17 protein-coding genes are annotated in these 17,752 nt (G+C 67.1%); 12 read left to right on the top strand and 5 right to left on the bottom strand.

All coding sequences use genetic code 11. From position 1 onward, the window contains the following. Window positions 1–92 precede the first annotated feature (92 nt). From IAE56_RS06305 to IAE56_RS06280, 6 genes are all read left to right on the top strand, one after another. Window positions 93–1,382: a sugar MFS transporter gene (locus tag IAE56_RS06305; RefSeq protein WP_200751896.1), complete on the top strand. Its 1,290-nt coding sequence runs from the start codon at window positions 93–95 to the stop codon at window positions 1,380–1,382. A 39-nt stretch (window positions 1,383–1,421) separates the two neighbouring features. Next, window positions 1,422–2,489 (top strand): LacI family DNA-binding transcriptional regulator, encoded by a 1,068-nt coding sequence (locus IAE56_RS06300; RefSeq protein ID WP_108770754.1) that lies wholly within the window; start codon window positions 1,422–1,424, stop codon window positions 2,487–2,489. A gap of 7 nt (window positions 2,490–2,496) precedes the next feature. Further along, window positions 2,497–3,525 (top strand): SIS domain-containing protein, encoded by a 1,029-nt coding sequence (locus tag IAE56_RS06295; RefSeq protein WP_200751895.1) that lies wholly within the window; start codon window positions 2,497–2,499, stop codon window positions 3,523–3,525. Continuing rightward, window positions 3,525–4,673 (top strand): N-acetylglucosamine-6-phosphate deacetylase, encoded by a 1,149-nt coding sequence (gene nagA, locus IAE56_RS06290; protein WP_108770008.1) that lies wholly within the window; start codon window positions 3,525–3,527, stop codon window positions 4,671–4,673. The genes IAE56_RS06295 and nagA overlap by 1 nt, the downstream gene beginning before the upstream one ends. Further along, window positions 4,673–5,740: a DUF5009 domain-containing protein gene (locus IAE56_RS06285; protein WP_200751894.1), complete on the top strand. Its 1,068-nt coding sequence runs from the start codon at window positions 4,673–4,675 to the stop codon at window positions 5,738–5,740. The genes nagA and IAE56_RS06285 overlap by 1 nt, the downstream gene beginning before the upstream one ends. 218 nt (window positions 5,741–5,958) lie before the next feature. After that, a complete protein-coding gene (locus IAE56_RS06280) occupies window positions 5,959–8,988 on the top strand; it encodes an autotransporter outer membrane beta-barrel domain-containing protein (RefSeq protein ID WP_200751893.1) in 3,030 nt (1,009 codons plus the stop codon). A 90-nt stretch (window positions 8,989–9,078) separates the two neighbouring features. Here IAE56_RS06280 and IAE56_RS06275 read toward each other — a convergent pair whose 3' ends face one another. Further along, window positions 9,079–9,435, bottom strand: coding sequence for a hypothetical protein (locus tag IAE56_RS06275; protein ID WP_200751892.1), 357 nt, complete (start codon window positions 9,433–9,435; stop codon window positions 9,079–9,081). A 1-nt stretch (window position 9,436) separates the two neighbouring features. Then, on the bottom strand, window positions 9,437–9,883 hold the full coding sequence (locus tag IAE56_RS06270; RefSeq protein ID WP_200751891.1) for a hypothetical protein: 447 nt from the start codon (window positions 9,881–9,883) through the stop codon (window positions 9,437–9,439). A 371-nt stretch (window positions 9,884–10,254) separates the two neighbouring features. On the opposite strand from IAE56_RS06270, the gene IAE56_RS06265 reads away from it, so the two are divergent. From IAE56_RS06265 to IAE56_RS06245, 5 genes are all read left to right on the top strand, one after another. Continuing rightward, entirely contained in the window at window positions 10,255–11,286 is a 1,032-nt protein-coding gene (locus tag IAE56_RS06265; protein ID WP_200751890.1) for a S41 family peptidase, read from the top strand. Window positions 11,287–11,289: 3 nt separating this feature from the next. Further along, window positions 11,290–11,628, top strand: coding sequence for a hypothetical protein (locus IAE56_RS06260; RefSeq protein ID WP_200751889.1), 339 nt, complete (start codon window positions 11,290–11,292; stop codon window positions 11,626–11,628). A 46-nt stretch (window positions 11,629–11,674) separates the two neighbouring features. Continuing rightward, window positions 11,675–11,977, top strand: coding sequence for a type II toxin-antitoxin system HigB family toxin (locus IAE56_RS06255; RefSeq protein ID WP_200751888.1), 303 nt, complete (start codon window positions 11,675–11,677; stop codon window positions 11,975–11,977). Next, entirely contained in the window at window positions 11,974–12,333 is a 360-nt protein-coding gene (locus IAE56_RS06250; protein WP_200751887.1) for a transcriptional regulator, read from the top strand. The genes IAE56_RS06255 and IAE56_RS06250 overlap by 4 nt, the downstream gene beginning before the upstream one ends. Before the next feature lie 86 nt (window positions 12,334–12,419). Beyond that, window positions 12,420–12,854: an SseB family protein gene (locus IAE56_RS06245; protein ID WP_108770003.1), complete on the top strand. Its 435-nt coding sequence runs from the start codon at window positions 12,420–12,422 to the stop codon at window positions 12,852–12,854. A gap of 80 nt (window positions 12,855–12,934) precedes the next feature. Here the strand turns inward: IAE56_RS06245 and IAE56_RS06240 are convergent, their stop codons facing one another. Further along, on the bottom strand, window positions 12,935–14,155 hold the full coding sequence (locus IAE56_RS06240; RefSeq protein WP_200751886.1) for a multifunctional CCA addition/repair protein: 1,221 nt from the start codon (window positions 14,153–14,155) through the stop codon (window positions 12,935–12,937). A gap of 94 nt (window positions 14,156–14,249) precedes the next feature. Then, window positions 14,250–16,223: a transglycosylase SLT domain-containing protein gene (locus IAE56_RS06235; protein WP_200751885.1), complete on the bottom strand. Its 1,974-nt coding sequence runs from the start codon at window positions 16,221–16,223 to the stop codon at window positions 14,250–14,252. A gap of 162 nt (window positions 16,224–16,385) precedes the next feature. Between IAE56_RS06235 and IAE56_RS06230 the strand changes: the two genes are divergently transcribed. Continuing rightward, window positions 16,386–16,793, top strand: a complete 408-nt coding sequence (locus tag IAE56_RS06230; RefSeq protein ID WP_108770000.1) for a biopolymer transporter ExbD — start codon at window positions 16,386–16,388, stop codon at window positions 16,791–16,793. A gap of 57 nt (window positions 16,794–16,850) precedes the next feature. On the opposite strand, the gene IAE56_RS06225 is transcribed toward IAE56_RS06230, so the two are convergent. Next, on the bottom strand, window positions 16,851–17,738 hold the full coding sequence (locus IAE56_RS06225) for a hypothetical protein (protein ID WP_200751884.1): 888 nt from the start codon (window positions 17,736–17,738) through the stop codon (window positions 16,851–16,853). Window positions 17,739–17,752 lie beyond the last annotated feature (14 nt).

Raw genomic sequence — 17,752 nt, 5'->3', positions numbered from 1 at the left:
ACGGCGGTGCTCCACCGAAAGAATGTGACAACGTTGTTCCCAGCCACTCTCCGACACCGCCTTCTGCGGTCGTCGCCGCAGGAGCCCACCTGATGTCCGCCGTCACTGCTGCAAGCGCGCGTCCAAACGTTGCCGCCTCCATCGCCATCGTCGGCGTGCTGTTCTTCCTGATCGGCTTCTTCACCTGGCTCAACGGGCCGTTGATCACCTTCGTCAAGCTGGCATTCGAGCTCAGCGAAGTCGGCGCCTTCCTGGTGCTGATGGTGTTCTACCTGTCCTACTTCTTCCTCGCCCTGCCGTCGTCGTGGATCCTGCGCCGCACCGGCATGAAGAAGGGCCTCAGCCTGAGCCTGCTGGTGATGGCCGGGGGCGCGGCACTGTTCGGCGAGTTCGCCACGCAGCGCTGGTATCCGGGCGCGCTCGGCGGCCTGTTCGTGATCGGCAGCGGCCTGGCCCTGCTGCAGACCGCGATCAACCCCTACATCTCCATCCTCGGCCCGATCGAAACGGCCGCGCGCCGCATCGCGCTGATGGGCATCTGCAACAAGATCGCCGGCATGCTGGCACCGGTGCTGATCGGCACGGTGGTGCTGCACGGCATCGGCGACCTGTCGGCCAGCGTGGCCGCTGCTGATGAAGCAACCAAGGCGCAGCTGCTCAACGAATTCGCCGCCAAGATCCACGCGCCGTACCTGGCCATGGCCGGTGTGCTGGTGGTGCTGGCGGTGGCGGTGCTGTTCTCGCCGCTGCCGGAAATCAAGCCGTCCGAAGCCAACGCCACGCCGACGGCAGCGGGTGCTGCCGAACGCCGCAGCATCTTCCAGTTCCCGCACCTGTGGCTGGGTGTGCTGTGCCTGTTCGTCTATGTGGGCGTGGAAGTGATGGCCGGTGATGCCATCGGCACCTACGGCCACGGCTTCGACCTGCCGCTGGACCAGACCAAGATGTTCACCTCGCTGACCCTGTTCGCCATGCTCATCGGCTACGTGGTCGGCCTGGCGTTGATTCCGAAGGTGGTTTCGCAGTCGCGCTACCTCACCGTCTCGGCGGTGCTGGGCGTGCTGTTCTGCCTGGGCGCGTGGGCCACCCACGGCTATGTCTCGGTGGCGTTCGTGGCGCTGCTGGGCTTCGCCAACGCGATGATGTGGCCGGCCATCTTCCCGCTGGCCATCCGCGGCCTGGGTCGGTTCACCGAAACCGGCTCGGCCCTGCTGGTGATGGGCATCGCCGGCGGCGCGATCATTCCGCAGCTGTTCGCCGTGCTCAAGCAGCACATCGACTTCCAGCTGGTGTTCGTCCTGCTGATGGTGCCGTGCTACCTCTACATCCTGTTCTACTCGGTGATCGGCCATCGCGCCGGCCTGCCGCAGGACAAGGCCTGATCGGCGATGATGGACGGCAGCCAACCCCAGGAAAAGCCGATGCGCAGAGCGACCATCAAGGACGTTGCCGAAAAGGCCAAGGTCTCGCTGAAGACGGTATCGCGGGTCATCAACAACGAGCCGTCGGTGATGCAGGCCACCCGTGCGCGGGTGCTGCGTGCCATCGCCGAGCTCGACTACGAACCCGATCCGTCGGCGCGCAACCTGCGCAGCGGCACCACGTTCGTGATCGGGCTGGTGTACGACAACCCCAACCCGTACCACATCATCGGCGTGCAGAACGGCGTGCTCGCCGCCTGCCGCGAAACCGGCTTCGGCCTGCAGATCCATCCCTGCGACTCGAGCTCGCCGATGCTGGCCGATGAACTGGCCGACTGGGTGCAGCGTTCGCGCCTGGCCGGGCTGGTGCTGACCGCGCCGATGTCCGAACGCCGCGACCTGATCCAGACGCTGACCGCGCGCGGCATCAAGCTGGTGCGCATCATTGCTGCCACCGAGGATCCGGCCGACGGTGCCTGCGTGTTCGTCGATGACCGCGAGGCCGCCTACGAAGTCACCGAGCACCTGATCCAGCTCGGCCACCAGCGCATCGGTTTCCTCTGGGGTGGTTCCTCGCACCGTTCCTCGGGCGAGCGCTACGCCGGTTACGAGGCCGCGCTGAAGGACTACGGCATGACCGTGGACAAGCATCTGGTGGTGCAGGGCGACTACACCTTCGACGATGGCTTCCGCGGCGCGCGTCGCCTGCTGGCACTGCGCGAACCGCCCACCGCCATCTTCGGCTCCAACGACGAAATCGCCGCCGGCGTGCTGGCGGCCGCGAAGTCGGCCGGCATGAACGTGCCCTACGACCTCTCCATCGCCGGCTTCGAGGACAGCCCGTTCTCGCGCCAGTCGTGGCCGCCGCTGACCACCGCCAAGCAGGCCACCGAGGACATCGCCCGCCACGCCGCGCGCCTGCTGATCGCGCAGCTGCGCAGCGATGCCTATGACGATGCACCAGCCGCCCTGCAGAACCAGGGCTTCGTGCCGCAGCTGGTGGTGCGCGGCTCCACCGCACCGATGCGCCCGGCCGGCGTGCGCCCCCTTCCTTCCGAACCCGCCTGAGTCCGCCATGTCGCCGTCCGACCCCACCGCCACCCTGATGTTCGCCGAGGCTGCTGAAGCGGCCGACGTGGTTGCCCGCCAGTTCGCCCGCAACCACGCCACCATGGAAACGCTGGCCGCCAGCCTGCGTGCGGCACCGCCGCCGTTCGTGGTGACCTGCGCACGCGGCAGCTCCGATCACGCCGCCACCTACGGCAAGTACCTGCTGGAAACCCAGCTGGGCCTGGTGGTCGCCTCGGCCTCGCCGTCGGTGGGCTCGGTATACGCCGCGCCGCTGCAGCTGCGTGGTGCGTTGTTCATCGTCATCTCGCAGTCGGGCAAGAGCCCGGACCTGCTGCGCAATGCCGAGGCCGCCAAGGCCGCCGGTGCGCGCGTGGTCGCCCTGGTCAACGTCGAGGATTCGCCGCTGGCGCAGCTGGCCGACACGGTCATCCCGCTGCATGCCGGTGCTGAAAAGAGCGTGGCCGCGACCAAGAGCTACCTGGCCTCGCTGGCCGCGCTGCTGCAGCTGGCCGCCTACTGGAAGCAGGACAGCAGCCTGCGCAATGCGCTGGACCTGCTGCCCGATGCGCTGCGTGCGGCGTGGCAGTGCGACTGGAGTGCGGTCTCCGACGGCCTGGTCGATGCCAGCAACCTGTTCGTGCTCGGCCGTGGCCTCGGTCTTGGCGCCGCGCAGGAGGCCGCGCTGAAGTTCAAGGAAACCTGCAGTCTGCATGCCGAAGCCTACAGCTCGGCCGAGGTCAAGCACGGCCCGATGGCGCTGGTCGGCCGCGGCTTCCCGGTGCTGGCCTTTGCCCAGCCCGATGAAACCGGCGCCGGCACCCGTGCGGTGGTCGAGGAATTCAGTGCGCGCGGCGCCCAGGTGTGGATGGCCGGCGCCGGTGGCAACCTGCCGGTGGCGGTCGCGCCGCACCCGCTGTGCGCACCGCTGCTGACCGTGCAGAGCTTCTACCGCGCGATCAACGCGTTGGCGATCCGCCGTGGCTTCAATCCCGACCTGCCGCCGCACCTGAACAAGGTCACGGAGACGGTCTGATGGCCACGGTCCTGCGCAACGCCCGCATCCTCACCGGCGATGATTTCCGCGACGACCTGGCGGTGGTGATCGAAGACGGCCGCATCATCGCGCTGCTGCCCGACGCCGCGCCGCAGCTGGGCCAGGCCGACGAACAGGTGGACCTGGGCGGCGGCTGGCTGCTGCCGGGCTTCATCGACGTGCAGGTCAACGGCGGTGGCGGTGCGCTGTTCAACAACACGCCGGATGTCGCCTCGCTGCGCACCATCGCGCAGGCCCACCGGCGCTTCGGCACCACTGCGATGTTGCCGACCCTGATCAGCGACGACGTGGACGTGATGCGCGAGGCGATCGGTGCGATGCGCGAGGCGATCGCGCAGCAGGTGCCAGGCATCATCGGCATCCACCTGGAAGGCCCGTACATCGCGCCGGCGCGCAAGGGCACCCACGATGCCAGCAAGTTCCGCGTGCCCGATGCCGAGGAAATCGCGCTGGCCGCGTCGCTGGACAACGGCGTGACCCTGCTGACCCTGGCGCCGGAGCGCGTGCCGCTGGAGACGATCCGCGCGCTGGTAGAGCGCGGCGTGATCGTGGCGGCCGGGCATACCGCCGGCACCTACGAAGAAATCCGCGACGGCCTGGATGCCGGCGTGCGCGGCTTCACCCATCTGTACAACGCGATGTCACCGCTGCAGGGGCGTGAGCCTGGTGCCGTGGGTGCAGCGCTGGAAGACCGCGACAGCTGGATCGGCATCATCGTCGATGGCGTGCACGTGCACCCGGCCAGCCTGCGCGTGGCGCTGGCCGCCAAGCCGCGCGGCCGCCTGCTGCTGGTGACCGATGCGATGCCACCGGTCGGTGCGGACGATCCCAGCTACGTGCTGTACGGCGAGACCATCACCGCCGTCGATGGCGTAGTGCGCAATGCGGCCGGTGCGTTGGCCGGTTCGGCGCTGGACATGGCCACGGCGGTGCGCAACACCGTGCAGCTGCTCGGCCAGCCGCTGGCCGAGGCGGCGCGCATGGCGTCCACCTATCCAGCGGAATTCCTCAATGTGGATGACCGCCTGGGCCACATCGCCGAGGGCTACCAGGCCGACCTGGTGCTGCTGGATGATGCCCTGCAGGTGCGTGGCACCTGGATTGCCGGACAGTACGAGGCGGCCTGATGGATGCAGCGCCGCCACGTCGGCTGGGCTCGATCGATGCCCTGCGCGGCCTCACCGTGGCGGCGATGCTGCTGGTCAACAACCCTGGTGACTGGAGCGCGGTGTTCGCGCCGCTGCGCCATGCGGACTGGCATGGCTGCACGCCCACCGACCTGGTGTTCCCGTTCTTCCTGTTCCTGGTCGGCGTGTCGATGGCCTTCAGCGTAGCGCCGCGCGCGCACGACGCCGCCGCGCGCCCGGCACTGGCCCGTGGCGTGCTGCAACGCGCGCTGCGCATCGCCCTCGCCGGCGTGCTGCTGCACCTGCTGGTGTGGTGGGCGCTGCACACGCACCACTTCCGAATCTGGGGTGTCCTGCAGCGCATCGCGCTGTGTGCGGCCGTGGTCGGCGTGGTGGCGGTGTACGTGCGGCCACGCACCCAGGTGGCGCTGCTGGTCGCGCTGCTGGTGGGCTACACGGTGCTGCTGCTGGGCATCGGCGATCTGGCGCCGTGGACCAATCCGGCCAGCCGCTTGGACACCCGCCTGTTCGCGCCCTTCATCTACCAGTGGCAGGCCGACACCGGCCTCGGCCACGATCCGGAAGGCCTGTTGAGCAGCCTCGGCGCGATCGCCAGCACCGTGCTCGGCCTGCTGGCCGGTGGCCTGCTGCGCTACGGGCGCGCGTCCGCACTGGCCGGTCTGGGCGTGGCGACCGCCGTGCTGGGTCTGCTGCTGGCCTCGGTGCTGCCGCTCAACAAGCAGCTGTGGACGCCAAGCTATGTGCTGTGGACCGGCGGCCTGGCGGCGCTCGCGCTGTGGCTCGGGCACCTGCTGATCGACCGCAGGGGCTGGCCCGCGCTGGGCCGCCGCTTCGGCGTCAATGCCATCACCGCCTACCTCGGCGCCTCGGTGATGTCGGTGGTGCTGCTGGCCACCGGCGTCTGGGGTTGGGTGTGGCAGCAGCTGGCCACGGCGATGCCGGGCGCACTGGAACTGGCCTCGATGCTGCAGGCGATCGCCTTTGTTGCGCTGTGGTGGGGCGTAGCGTGGTGGCTGGACCGGCGTCGCATCTACCTGAAGATCTGAGCCGGGCCGGGGCCCCTTTTGTGCCAACCAAGGTTGGCACCTGCCTGGGGTTGGCCTGAACGCTTTCATGCACATGCACGCCACGTGATGCATGCATTACTTCACACCCCAGGCGTGATGCATCCGGCATAACGGCAGGCCTGAAGCCTCCGGCGCCCCCGCGGCGCCAGCACTGTCCATATCCGCAGTTCCTGAATCCCCCGACCCAGGAGTGCCATATGTCCGTTGCCGCCATGCGCGCACCGCGCCATCAGCGCCTGACCCGCTGCCTGCTGCAGGCGCTCGCCATTCCCGCCGCACTGGCTGCCACCGTGCCCATCGCGTGGGCGGGCTGTGACAACGTCGCGCCGCTTGCCGGGCAGACCGTCACCTGCAGTGCGGCAGCCCCCAACCCGCAGACCGTACCCGTCAGCGCCAACGGTGAGGTCGGCATCACCCTCAACATCGCCAGTGGCGCACAGCTGCAGCAGAGCGGTGGCGGCAGCGCCATCAGCCTCGTCGGCGCCGGCGGCCACCAGCTCGGCAACCAGGGGGCGATCAGTTCGGTCGATGGCATTGCCGTGCAGCTGGGTGGCGGCAGCCGTGTCGACAACCTTGGCAGCATCAGCACCGGCAACAACACCGCACTGCAGTTCGCCGGTGCCGGCGACAGCGTGCTGGTCAACCGCGGCACCATCAGCGGCCGCACCGGCGTGCAGTTCGGTGCCGGCAATGATCGCCTGGAGATGCTGGACGGCAGCATCAGCGGCGGCGTGCTGCAGGGCGATGGCAACGACGTGCTGCTGATCAGTGGCGGCACGCTCGACAGCGTCGACCAGGGCAACGGCGATGACCAGATGACGGTCAGCGGCGGCACCATCACCGGCCTGGTGACGCAGGGCAGCGGCCCCGATGATTTCGTCATGACCGGCGGCACCATCGGCGCGCTGCAGCAGGGCGACAACATCGACACATTCCGCATGAGCGGCGGCCGCATCATCGGTGCCTTCGAGGATGGCGACCAGGCGTGGATGACCGGCGGCCGCATCGGCCGGGTCAACATGAAGCTGGACAAGAACCTGTGGGACCAGTCCGGCGGCACGGTCGACGGCAACGTGGTCACCGGCTTCGACACCGATACCATCATCATCTCCGGCACTGCCTACATCGGCGGCAACATCAGCGTCAGCGGCGGCAATGACAGCGTGACCATCACCGATGGCACCGTGCGCGGGCAGGTGCTGCTGAGCACCGGCAACGACACCTTCAACTGGAATGGCGGTGGCATCGTCTACGGCGCCATTGATGGAGGGCCGGACAATGACGTGGCCAACCTCAGCAACCTCAACCAGGCCAACCTGGGTGCAGTGCCGCTGTTTGACGGTGGCAGCGGCAATGACCGGCTCAACTTCAACAACGTCAAGACCACCGGCGTGGCCCGCTTCCAGAACTGGGAGGCGATCAGCCTGGGCAGCAGCACCGAGCTGACCTTCGACGGTGACCTCGTGCTCGGCGACAGCGGGACGGGCACCGGCACGCTTACCCTGGACGACACCAGCACGCTCTACGCCGGCAACGGCGCGCATGCGCTGCGGCCGTTCGCTGCGGGCGCACTGGTCGATGTGATCAACGCCGGGCGCATCGATCTCACCGGCACTGGCGCAGGCGATGTCTTCAGCATCCGCGGCAATTACCGTGGCGAGGGCGGCGGACTGTACCTGCGCGCAGTGCTGGCGGGGGATGGCTCGAGCAGCGACCGCCTGGTCATTGATGGCGGCACGGCCAGCGGCACGACCGGCATCGGCATCCTCAACGCCGGCGGCGGTGGCGCGGCGACGTTGGCCGACGGCATCCTGATAGTGCAGGCCTTGAATGGCGGTACCACCGCGGCGAATGCGTTCTCGCTGTTCGCACCGGTATCGGCCGGTGCCTATGAGTACTTCCTGTTCAAGGGCGGCGTCAGCGCCGGCACCGGCGAGAACTGGTACCTGCGTTCGACCCTGGTCGCGGGCCCGACGCCGGCACCGAATGGCAGCGTCAACGCCATGCCGCCGCCGCCCAGCCCCGACGTCGCACCGCCGCCGCCGATCACGCCGGCACCGCCACCGCCACCGGAGGATCCAATGGATCCCGATCTGACCGCTGGCGAGACCGCACCGCCACCGCCACCGCCGGAGCCCGCACCCGTGGCACCGCCCAGCGACCCGGCCGTACCCGATGTGCCGGTGGCCGGCAGCAGCCTGCCCGGTGCAGGCTCGACCCCGCCCAGCCCGGGTGCACGACCGGCGCAGGGCGACGTGGTGCCGCTGTATCGCCTGGAAACCGCTGCCTACGCGGTGGTGCCGCCGCTGCTGCGCGAGACGTCGCTGGCCAGCCTCGGTACCTTCCACGAGCGCCAGGGCGAGCAGCGCCTGCTCTACAGCAACGGCGCCTTCCGCACCGCCTGGGGGCGACTGGTGGGGCAGAGCAGCAAGATCCATTGGAAGGGAGATGCACAGCCTGGCTTCGATGGCGATGTGATGGGCGTGCAGGCCGGTCTGGATGTGTGGGCGGCCGCCGCTGATGACCATCGCAACCAGGTGGGCGTGTTCGTCGGCCGCACCCGCGCGCAGGGCAGGACCACCGGCCTGGCGCTGGGCTGGGAGAACGTGCAGGTCGGCCAGAGCCGCCTGGACGACAAACATGTGGGCCTGTACTGGACGTTGACCGGCAGCGAGGGCGGTTACCTCGACGCGGTGGCCATGCAGAGCCGCTACGACGGCCGGGTGCGTTCCTCGCGCGGGCTCGGCATCGACGTCAAGGGTGATGGCACCACGCTGTCGCTGGAAGCGGGCAAGCCGCTGCTGCAGTTCGGGCAGTCCTCATGGTGGCTGGAACCGCAGGTGCAGGTGATCTGGCAGCGCAGTTCGCTGGATGACCGGCGCGACGTGGTGTCTGCGGTGCGCTTTGACAGTGACAACGCCTGGACCGGCCGCGTCGGCCTGCGCCTGGCCGGTGATTACCAGTTGGCCGACAACGGCTGGCAGCCGTATTTCAAGGTGAACTACTGGCACGGCCGCGCGGGCGAGGACCGCATCCAGTTCGACAGTGACACGATCCTCAATGCGCAGCGCTCGCGCGCGCTGGAAGCGGGCGTAGGCGTGGTCGCGCGCTTCAACCGCAGCATCAGCGCGTACGCCGTGGCCGACTACACGCGTGAGCTGGGTGGTGACAGGAACGAGAAGCGCCGCATCATCGAAGGCAACATCGGCCTGCGCGCGGACTGGTAATGCCGGGCCATGCCCGGCGATGGTGGTCGGCGGGGGCGCAATGCCGGTCGGTTCCGATCCGAACCGTGGCGTGCGCCCTCCATCACTTCATCATGATTTCATGTACTCATAGACCAATACGTCTTTCTCGAACAGGACGTGCACATACGCATCGCACGGTGAACCGTTTCCGAGCAGATCACAGTCAACAGCAAGGTCTCCGTCACCGAAGTCGTAAACCGCTATCGACGGCCCTTGGAGAGCACAGTTGATCCTGGGTGGGACGGAGAGAATGGTGGCATGGTCAAAATAAAATTCGACGCGCTCATACACTTCGGCGATGACGACGTCGCTGAGATGGAAATGGGTTTGAAGCGTCTCACTGTCACGCTGGGACAGTGCTCGTACAAATTTTTCGAGCTGTGAGTATTGAGCGTCATTCAAAGCTGCATTCACATTGTTGTACATGTCAGTCTCCATCCGATCTTCGACGCGACGGATCCACCGGTGCCACCAGCGCGTCGGCATGATCGGCCAACACAATCACCGCGTGCAGCAATCCCTCCTCCACCTGTGGTGGACACTGAGCTTCAGCATCATCCAGTTCCCGCGCGGCCTGCGCCGCCAGCAGCACGCGCCCGCACGCCGACACCGCCGCCATGCAGCGCGTGGCTTCAGCCATTCCCCGCAGGTGTGCGTCACTGAGCTTCCGATTCTGCCAAGGCTGCCCATCGGCGCCATGTCCGTGCGCGAGGCCGTACAGCCGCGCGAAGAAGGCCGAGGGAGGGGCACTTTCTTCAGCCACGCTCAATGCATCTTCCAGCGCTTTCGCCGTGGCATCAGGCAGGGCCAGGGTGGACAGCGCATCGCCCAGCAGAGACTGCAGGCAGGGATAGGTGGGGTAGGGCGTATTCATGGCGACAACCTCACAAGGCAAGGCCACCTGCGGGGTGCGAGGTGGCGGGCGGTGCGGGTTGGCGTGCCGGTCAAAATCAAAGCGAAAAAAGCCGACGGATCACGAGGATCCCCACGCACCGCCCGCCATGGGCAAGCCGGTGCATTGTCGCGATTGCCGCTGAGGCGGCAACTCGATCACTTTGATGTTTGATTCAGGACGCCAATCCCGGCCGGCGCAGAGCACGCCAGCAACGCTACCTTCGCCCTTTCATCCCGGCGATGACATGAGCAAAGTTGTAAATCGTGGCCTCACGGAAAGGTTGATCCCGACACACAGCGCCAGACGCAGGCGCGTATGCTGCACCTGTCCCCCCGACGAAGGAACGTCGAATGTACGTCGATCTACGCATCACGGCTGCGGCACTGCTCTGCGCCATGGCCTTGGCGGCCCCCGCTGCTGCCATCGAACTGCCCACCGCACAGGCACGCATCGAACTGCTGGACACGCTGGAACGCGAGGCGCTGTACCGCGACCGCGTGGACTGGCCAGAGATGCGGGCGCGCTTGAGCGCCGCACAGGGCAACCCGGAAAAGATCCGCGATGTGCTGAAAGAAGCCATCGGCCGCAGCTCGGGAGGGCATGGCGCATGGCTCAGCCCGGAGCGGATGCGTTCGGACGCCAAGCGCATCGCCCGTGCCAATGCAGCGGCTGCGGCCGGTGCATCCGAAGGTGCTGCAGCCGCTGATGTACCGGCGCTGGACCCGCGCATTGGCCAGGTGGGCATCGGCGGCTTCGCCGTCGTTCCCGGCCCGGCTGCGAAACAGCAGATGCAGGAGCGCGCAGCACGCTGGCAGGCGATCATCCGCGACCAGGACACTGGCAAGCGCTGCGGTTGGATCGTGGACCTGCGCGGCAACACCGGTGGCAACATGTGGCCCATGCTGCTCGGGATTGCACCGCTGCTGCGGATCACGAAGGAGGGCGAGGAAATGGTCGGTTCCTTCGCCACCGCCGAGGGCCCATCGCCCTGGCAGTCGACCCCTTCCGGCGTGCGCCTGGGCGCGCGCGTGATCGTCGATCTCGGCGCGCCCGGCTACCGCCTGAAGCACGTGGCCGCGCCGGTGGCGGTGCTGACCGGTCCGCGCACTGCCAGCTCTGGCGAGGCGACGGTATTGGCCCTGCGGGGCCGGCCGCAGACACGCAGTTTCGGTGAGGCGACTGCGGGGGTGTCCACCGCCAACGTGGTGCGCCCATTGGTTGATGGCAGTTCACTCGTGCTGACCACCAGCGTGATGCAGGACCGCAATGGCCAGGGCGATGGGCTGAAGATCAGGCCGGACCAGCGCATCAGCGGTGATGCGGCCACTGTTGCCGCCGCCCAGGCCTGGCTGCTGGCCCAGCCAGCCTGCACGGGCGGCTGACCGGTGATGATGATCGGCCAGCAGGAGCGTGTCGTCGTGGTCGGCCCGACCGAGGCCCACCACTGCCTGCGCTGCCAGACCGAGACCGACTTCGCCCCGCAGCTGCGCTACCGCATGGCGCGTATCGACCTGCTGTTCGGCTTCGTCTACCAGCGCCGTTACGAGCTGGCCTGCACCGGCTGCGAGCATGGCTGGGTACTGGACACCGACACCATGGACCAGCAGCTGGGCGGGGTGCCGATCCCGTTCCGGCACCGCTTCGGCCTGCCGGTGATGCTGGTGGTCGTGGCCGGGCTGGCGGTGGCGGGTTGGATGTGGCGTTCAGGGGCTGGGGCAGGCTGATGGCGATGGATTTGCATATGTCCCAAATTGGGACTAGGATCCTGTCTTGAAGATATTCTCGCTTTCCACGCTGAGGCGCTACTGGGAGAAATTTCCGGAATGCGAGCAGTCTCTGAAGGCGTGGCATGACGAAGTGAGGCGCGCCGTCTGGGCGAGCCCACATGACATCCGCGACCGCTTCGCCAGCGCCAGTTTCGTGGGCAACACCCGTGTGGTTTTCAACATCAAGGGCAACAGCCATCGTCTGGTGGTGGATGTCTCTTATCAGCGACAGATGGTCTACATCAAATTCATTGGCCGTCATGCCGACTACGATCGAATAGACGTCTCGACTGTGGAGAGAAAATGAACATTCGCCCCATCCGTACCGAAAGCGACTACGAGATCGCGCTGCGCGAGCTTGAGTTCTATTTCGAGAACGAGCCTGCCATCGGCAGTGAGGAAGGGGATCGATTCGAGATCCTTGCCACGCTTGTCGAGGCCTACGAAGCGAAGCACTACCCGATCGAACTGCCGGATCCCATTGAAGCGATCCGTTTCCGCATGGAACAGGGTGGGTTGACGGTAAAGGACCTGGTGCCTTCCATCGGCCAGCTCAATCGGGTCTATGAGGTGTTGAACCGCAAGCGCGGGCTGACCCTGGAAATGATCCGCAATCTGCACCGCAACCTGGGCATTCCTGCCGAGAGCCTGATCGGTCGTTGACCGTTCCCCGGACGGCAGGTCCAGCACGTGGACCATGCTTCCGGCCTGCTAAAGTGACACCCTGCAATCACGTACCGGAACCGACCATGGATCACGACACGCCGTTCGAACCCCTCAACGACCTGGAGGTCCGCCTGCTGCAGGCACAGGACGGTACGCTGACTGCCTCGCAGTTCCTCGATGGCCTGCTGACCGCGCCGGTGTTCGTGCTGCTGGACAAGGCCATCGGCGAGGATGGCGCCTGGGACGAGAGCATTTCGCCGCTGGTGCTGACCAGCGAGGGCGGCGAGCCGATGTTCGCGGTGTTCACCGCGCCCGAGCGCGCCGGTCTCTGGCACGAGCAGCTGCCGCAGTTCGCCCATGCCATGCCGATTGCCGTGCACGCGCTGCTGGCGGGCATCGGCGAGGGCGTCGGCCTGGTGCTGAACCCGGGCCTGGACGTGGGCATGGAGATGATTCCCGACGCGGTTGCCCAGCTGAAGGATCGCGCCGCTGCGATCACCCGCGGCATGGCGCACTGATTCCAGCGGTTCTGGGGTTGCCGGCCAGCGGCCGGCACTACCTTCGACAGTCCGCGTGTGGCCGGTACGACGCTTGAGAATCAGCGTGCGGCCGCAATCGCCTTCACCCGCGCCCGTGCCAGCGCCTCGCCAACAGCGGCGCCCTTCAGATGGGTCAGGTCCAGATCCCGCGCCTGGACCGACAGGGCCGCCTGGTGCAGGCGCTTGAGCGTTTCCCCCTGCGGGTAATCGCCTTCTTCAAAGCCCAGCCGGCCGCGCTTGTCGGCTTCGCAGCACAGGGCAATGCGGGCCACGCGCTCGGGGCGGCGCAGGGCATCGCACCGGCCCAGCAGGTCCAGCACGGTGGCATCACGCAGCTCGTCGATGCGGTGCACGTTCAAGTGCTCGCGGCAGACCGCTTCGGCCAGCTGCTGGTGTTCGGTGGGAATCTTCAGGCGCGCACACAGCTCCTTGAGCGGCTTCAGGCCACGCTGCTCGTGCATGATGTGGCGCGGCCATTCGTCCGGCGGCGTCAAGCCCTTGCCAAGGTCGTGGGTGAGCGCGGCGAAGCCGACCAGGTCATCGCCCGGTGCCAGCCGGGCGGCCATGTCGCTGACCATCTCCTGGTGGATGCCGGTGTCGATCTCCGGGTGGAATTCGGCGCGCTGCGGCACGCCATACAACGCTTCCAGTTCCGGCAGGATCGGGCCGAGCGCATGCGCGTCGTGCAGGGTGCGCAGGAAGGCCGACGGCCGTTCGCAGGCCAGCGCCTTGCGCAGCTCCTGCCACACGCGTTCGGGCACCAGCGCGTCCAGCTCGCCACTGGCGGCGACCTCACGCATCAACGCCATGGTTTCCTCGGCGACGGTGAAGCCCAACGGCGCGAAGCGCGCCATGAAGCGCGCTGCACGCAGCACGCGCAGCGGGTCTTCAACGAAGGCGGGGCCGACGTGGCGCAGCACGCGCTGCTGGATATCGCGCGCGCCGCCGTAAGGATCGACCAGGGTGCCATCGGCCTCATCGCAGGCGATGGCATTGATGGTGAAATCGCGGCGCTGCAGGTCTTCTTCCAGGGTGACCCCCGGATCGGCATCGACCACGAAGCCGCGGTAGCCGCGGCCGGATTTGCGCTCGGTGCGCGCCAGCGCGTATTCCTCGCCGGTCTTCGGGTGCAGGAACACCGGGAAATCGCGGCCCACGGCGGTGTAGCCCTGCGCTTCCATCTGCGCGGGAGTGGCACCAACCACCACCCAGTCACGGTCGCCGGCGGGGCGCTGCAGCAGGCGGTCGCGTACGGCGCCGCCGACAAGATAGATCTTCATGGTGGTGATGATCGCATGGGCTTGCGTCGCCGCGCTGCGTGCTCGCCGGGCATGGCCCGGCGCTACCGGATCGGAAGGCACGCCCCCGCGTCGATCAATCCCCGCCCTGGTCGGCGTCCGCCGCACAGGTGAACGCCTTGCGCTTGTCCACCAGGCGGCCCATCAGGCGGTCGCTCAGCGGCAGCGCATTGCCGTTGAGGCGCCAGTCGTAGATCACGCTGAAGGCCAGCACGCGGGCGACATACTCGCGCGTTTCCTTGTAGCTGATCGTCTCGATCCACAGGTCCGGGTCGAAGCCCGGGCGCTGGCTCTGCCAGCGTGCGGTCGGGGTCGGTCCGGCGTTGTAGGCGGCGATGGTGACGTAGGGCAGGCCGTCGTACTTGTTCATCAGCTGGCGCAGGTAGGCGGTGCCGATGGCGATGTTGGTGTCCGGGTCGTACAGGCTGTCGGCGCCGCCGTAGGCCGTCAGGCCGATGTTCTTCGCCACGCCCGCGCCGGTCGCCGGCAGCACCTGCATCAGGCCCATGGCGTTGGCAGGCGAGCGCGCGCGCGGGGTGAAGGTGCTCTCGGCGCGGATCTCCGCGGCCACCCAGGCCGGGTCGATGGCGTTGCGCGAGGCTTCGCGGCGGATGGTGCTGTCGTGGTGCAGCGGGAAGCGCAGGTCGTACAGGCGCTGTTCCTGCGGCTGCTTGCCGAGTGCGAACACGGCGCGGTCGAACCAGCCGTTGTCCTGCGCTACGCGCACCGCCAGGCGGCGCTGGGTGTCATCGAAACGGGACAGCGCGCTGTTCCACTCGGCCACGGCCCAGCCGTTGCGATCGATCTGGTACAGCGCCATCGCGCGCTGGATGGCCGGATCGCGGGCGACGGCGGCCTGCGCCTGCGCACTGTCGTTGGGCTTCCACGGGCACAGCGTGTAGTTCTGCTGCAGTTTGTCGGCGGCCAGGAAGCCGTGGAAGGTCGGTGCGCGCGCGGCCGTGCGGAACAGCGGCTGGGCCTGCTGCGCCTGCCCGGTCTTTTCCAGCATGCGTCCTTCGAAATACGCCCAGCGCGAATCGTTGCGCTGCTTGCTGCCCATCTTGCGGATGGCGGTCAGCGCGGCCGCCCAGTCACCGCGCGACATCGCCTCGCGCACGCGCCATTCGTGCAGGCGCTCGTCGTAGGCCGATTCGGGTACGGCATTGAGCCGGCGCGCGGAGTCGGGCAGGTAGGATGCCACCGTCCACAGCGCGATCTGGTAGCGCACCTGGGCCTGCTGGTCGGCGCTCAGGCCCAGCGCCTGCGCGTACTGCGGCAGCTGCTGTTCGGTGGCACCGGGGTCGGCCTTGGCCAGCTTTTCCAGGCCGTCGGTGGCGATGCGGCGGCTGCGCTCGTTGCGCGGCCAGTTCAGTGCGCTGGCATTGGGCTTGTCGACGAAGGCGGCATAGGTGTTGGCCAGGGCCAGGTCGGCCGCGGGCAGGCCGCGCGCGGCGCTGCGCATCACCGCCGGCTGCTGTGCATCGGCGGCGGCGTCGACGCGTTCCCAGCGCAGGGCATCACTCATCCCACCCTGCGCCTGCAGCACGGCGAACACCGCGTCACAGGCATCGGGCAGCGACTTGCCGTTCTTGCGCCACAGGTCCTGTGCCTCGCTGATCCACTGCGGGTCGACCTTGCCGGTGGCCTGGCGCGCCGTCAGCTGGGCGCAGCGCAGGCCGAGGTTGTCGGTGGGTGCCCAGTTGGCCAGCAGGGTGGTCCAGTCCTGGCGGCGGGCCACCGAGGGCAGCCAGACGCTGCGGAAACTGTTGGCCACGGCCTGGCCGTCATAACGCTTGAGGAAGGCCTGGGCCTGGCCGGTATCGACCGTGTCGATGTTGCGGCGAAGCTGGGCGAACTCGACCCAGCCATAGGCCGGGTGGCGGCTTAGCGCGGCGGCCTGGCGCGGATCGAGCTGGCCGCGTTCGGCCGCATCGATGGCGGCCTGGAGCTGGCCGCTCTGGGCGTCGAGTGACTGGGCGCTGGCGCAGCCGATCAGCAGCGATGCGGACAGCGGGAGCAGGGACAGGGCGGTCGAAGAGCGTCGGGTCATGGGCCCAGCATAGCGGGCGCTGGCTGAATTCAGTTTCGCATCGCGTGCACGGATCGCACCGGGCAACGGCAGCTGAATGCTCCACACGCAGACACTGCCGCGCGCGGTCATCGGCGACGTACTGTCGGCTTGGGCGAACGGCCCGGGTGCAAGGAGTGGCACATGGCGTTCAGTAGCGCAGGAAGAAGCGGCCCCTTGGCGGAGATCAATGTCACGCCGCTGGTGGATGTGATGCTGGTGTTGTTGATCATCTTCATCGTGACCGCGCCGATGCTGTCGCGGCCCATCGCGGTGCAGCTGCCGCAGGCAACGGACCGGGTGGTCGACCGTCCGGATCCACCACCGCCGATCGAGCTGCGACTGGATGCGTCCAGCCAGCTGAGCTGGAACGGCCAGCCGATGGCCATCAATGATCTGCAGGCGCGCCTGCGCACCCAGGCCAGCGAGCACGCCGGCAACCTGCCGGAGCTGCGCATCGCCACCGATCCGTCTGCCGAATACGAAGGCATGGCGAAGATCCTGGCGGCCGCCGAGGCCACAGGGATGGAGCGGATCGCCTTCGTGCGATGACGCGATGTGGCGCTCTCAGGGCAGTACTCCCTGAGAGCGCGGACAGATCGGGTGAGGTCAGTATTGCTGGCAGTAGACCGTGTGGCCATCCCAATTGCAGCACATGCGGCTGCTAGATCCACGTTGGACGGGTACGCCGTACATCTGCGCAGAGCGGACCCATTTATCAAGGTCGCCTTCGCGGCCAAAGTAGTACTGGCCAGCGTAAGAAGGAGCTGTCGCAGGATCTGCGATAGTCTCATCGGGCACCTTGTTTCCGGTGCTGTCACGACTCTCTCCCTTCTGGTATTTGGCTTCTGACACGTTGTCAGGTGTGATTCTATAGAGGGTCTTCGAACCATCTCGCCAGGTAATAATCACATTGACCGCGCCGCCGCCCTTGATGCTGGCCCAGCTAAGCGCAAATTGTTGTATGGAAAGCGCGAAGCTGTTCCAAGCGGCGCTGCTGGTGTTGGCTCCTGCAATTTCCAAGGCCAGATACTGGCCCAGTCGCGTTCTCATGGTTGCGGAGTTGACGATCTCAAAGGCGTCTGAGGATTTGTAAGCATCGGGAAATCGCATCCCGTTTGAATTTCCTGGGTTGTCGGGATGCATGGGGACGACGGCGCCACCGCCTGCTTTAGGAAAGGCTTGGTCGGGTTGGCCATTGGTGCTTGACACACTCTCTACGATTCGTAGAAACGCCATTTGGATCTGACTGGGAACCGGTGTGGAGACGGCGCGCCATTTTCTCAGTTCACGATCGTACTCGACATTGAAGGCGGTGAGCTGCGCTTTTTCGAAGTCAATTATTACTGTGAGCCCGGACCCCGACTGCAGCGCAACGGATTTGGGAGATGCGCAGTTGTTACATTCTATGAGTCCACCTGCTTTTGCTCCGCCCGCGAACGAGAGGGTTGCCAGGGCGATGATTGCAGCCTGCAGTGCGGCAGTAATTGCTTTCACGATAGGACCTCACA

The organism is Stenotrophomonas sp. S41, assembly GCF_016624625.1.
Taxonomy (GTDB): domain Bacteria; phylum Pseudomonadota; class Gammaproteobacteria; order Xanthomonadales; family Xanthomonadaceae; genus Stenotrophomonas.
This window is presented reverse-complemented; position numbering and strand designations above follow the sequence as displayed.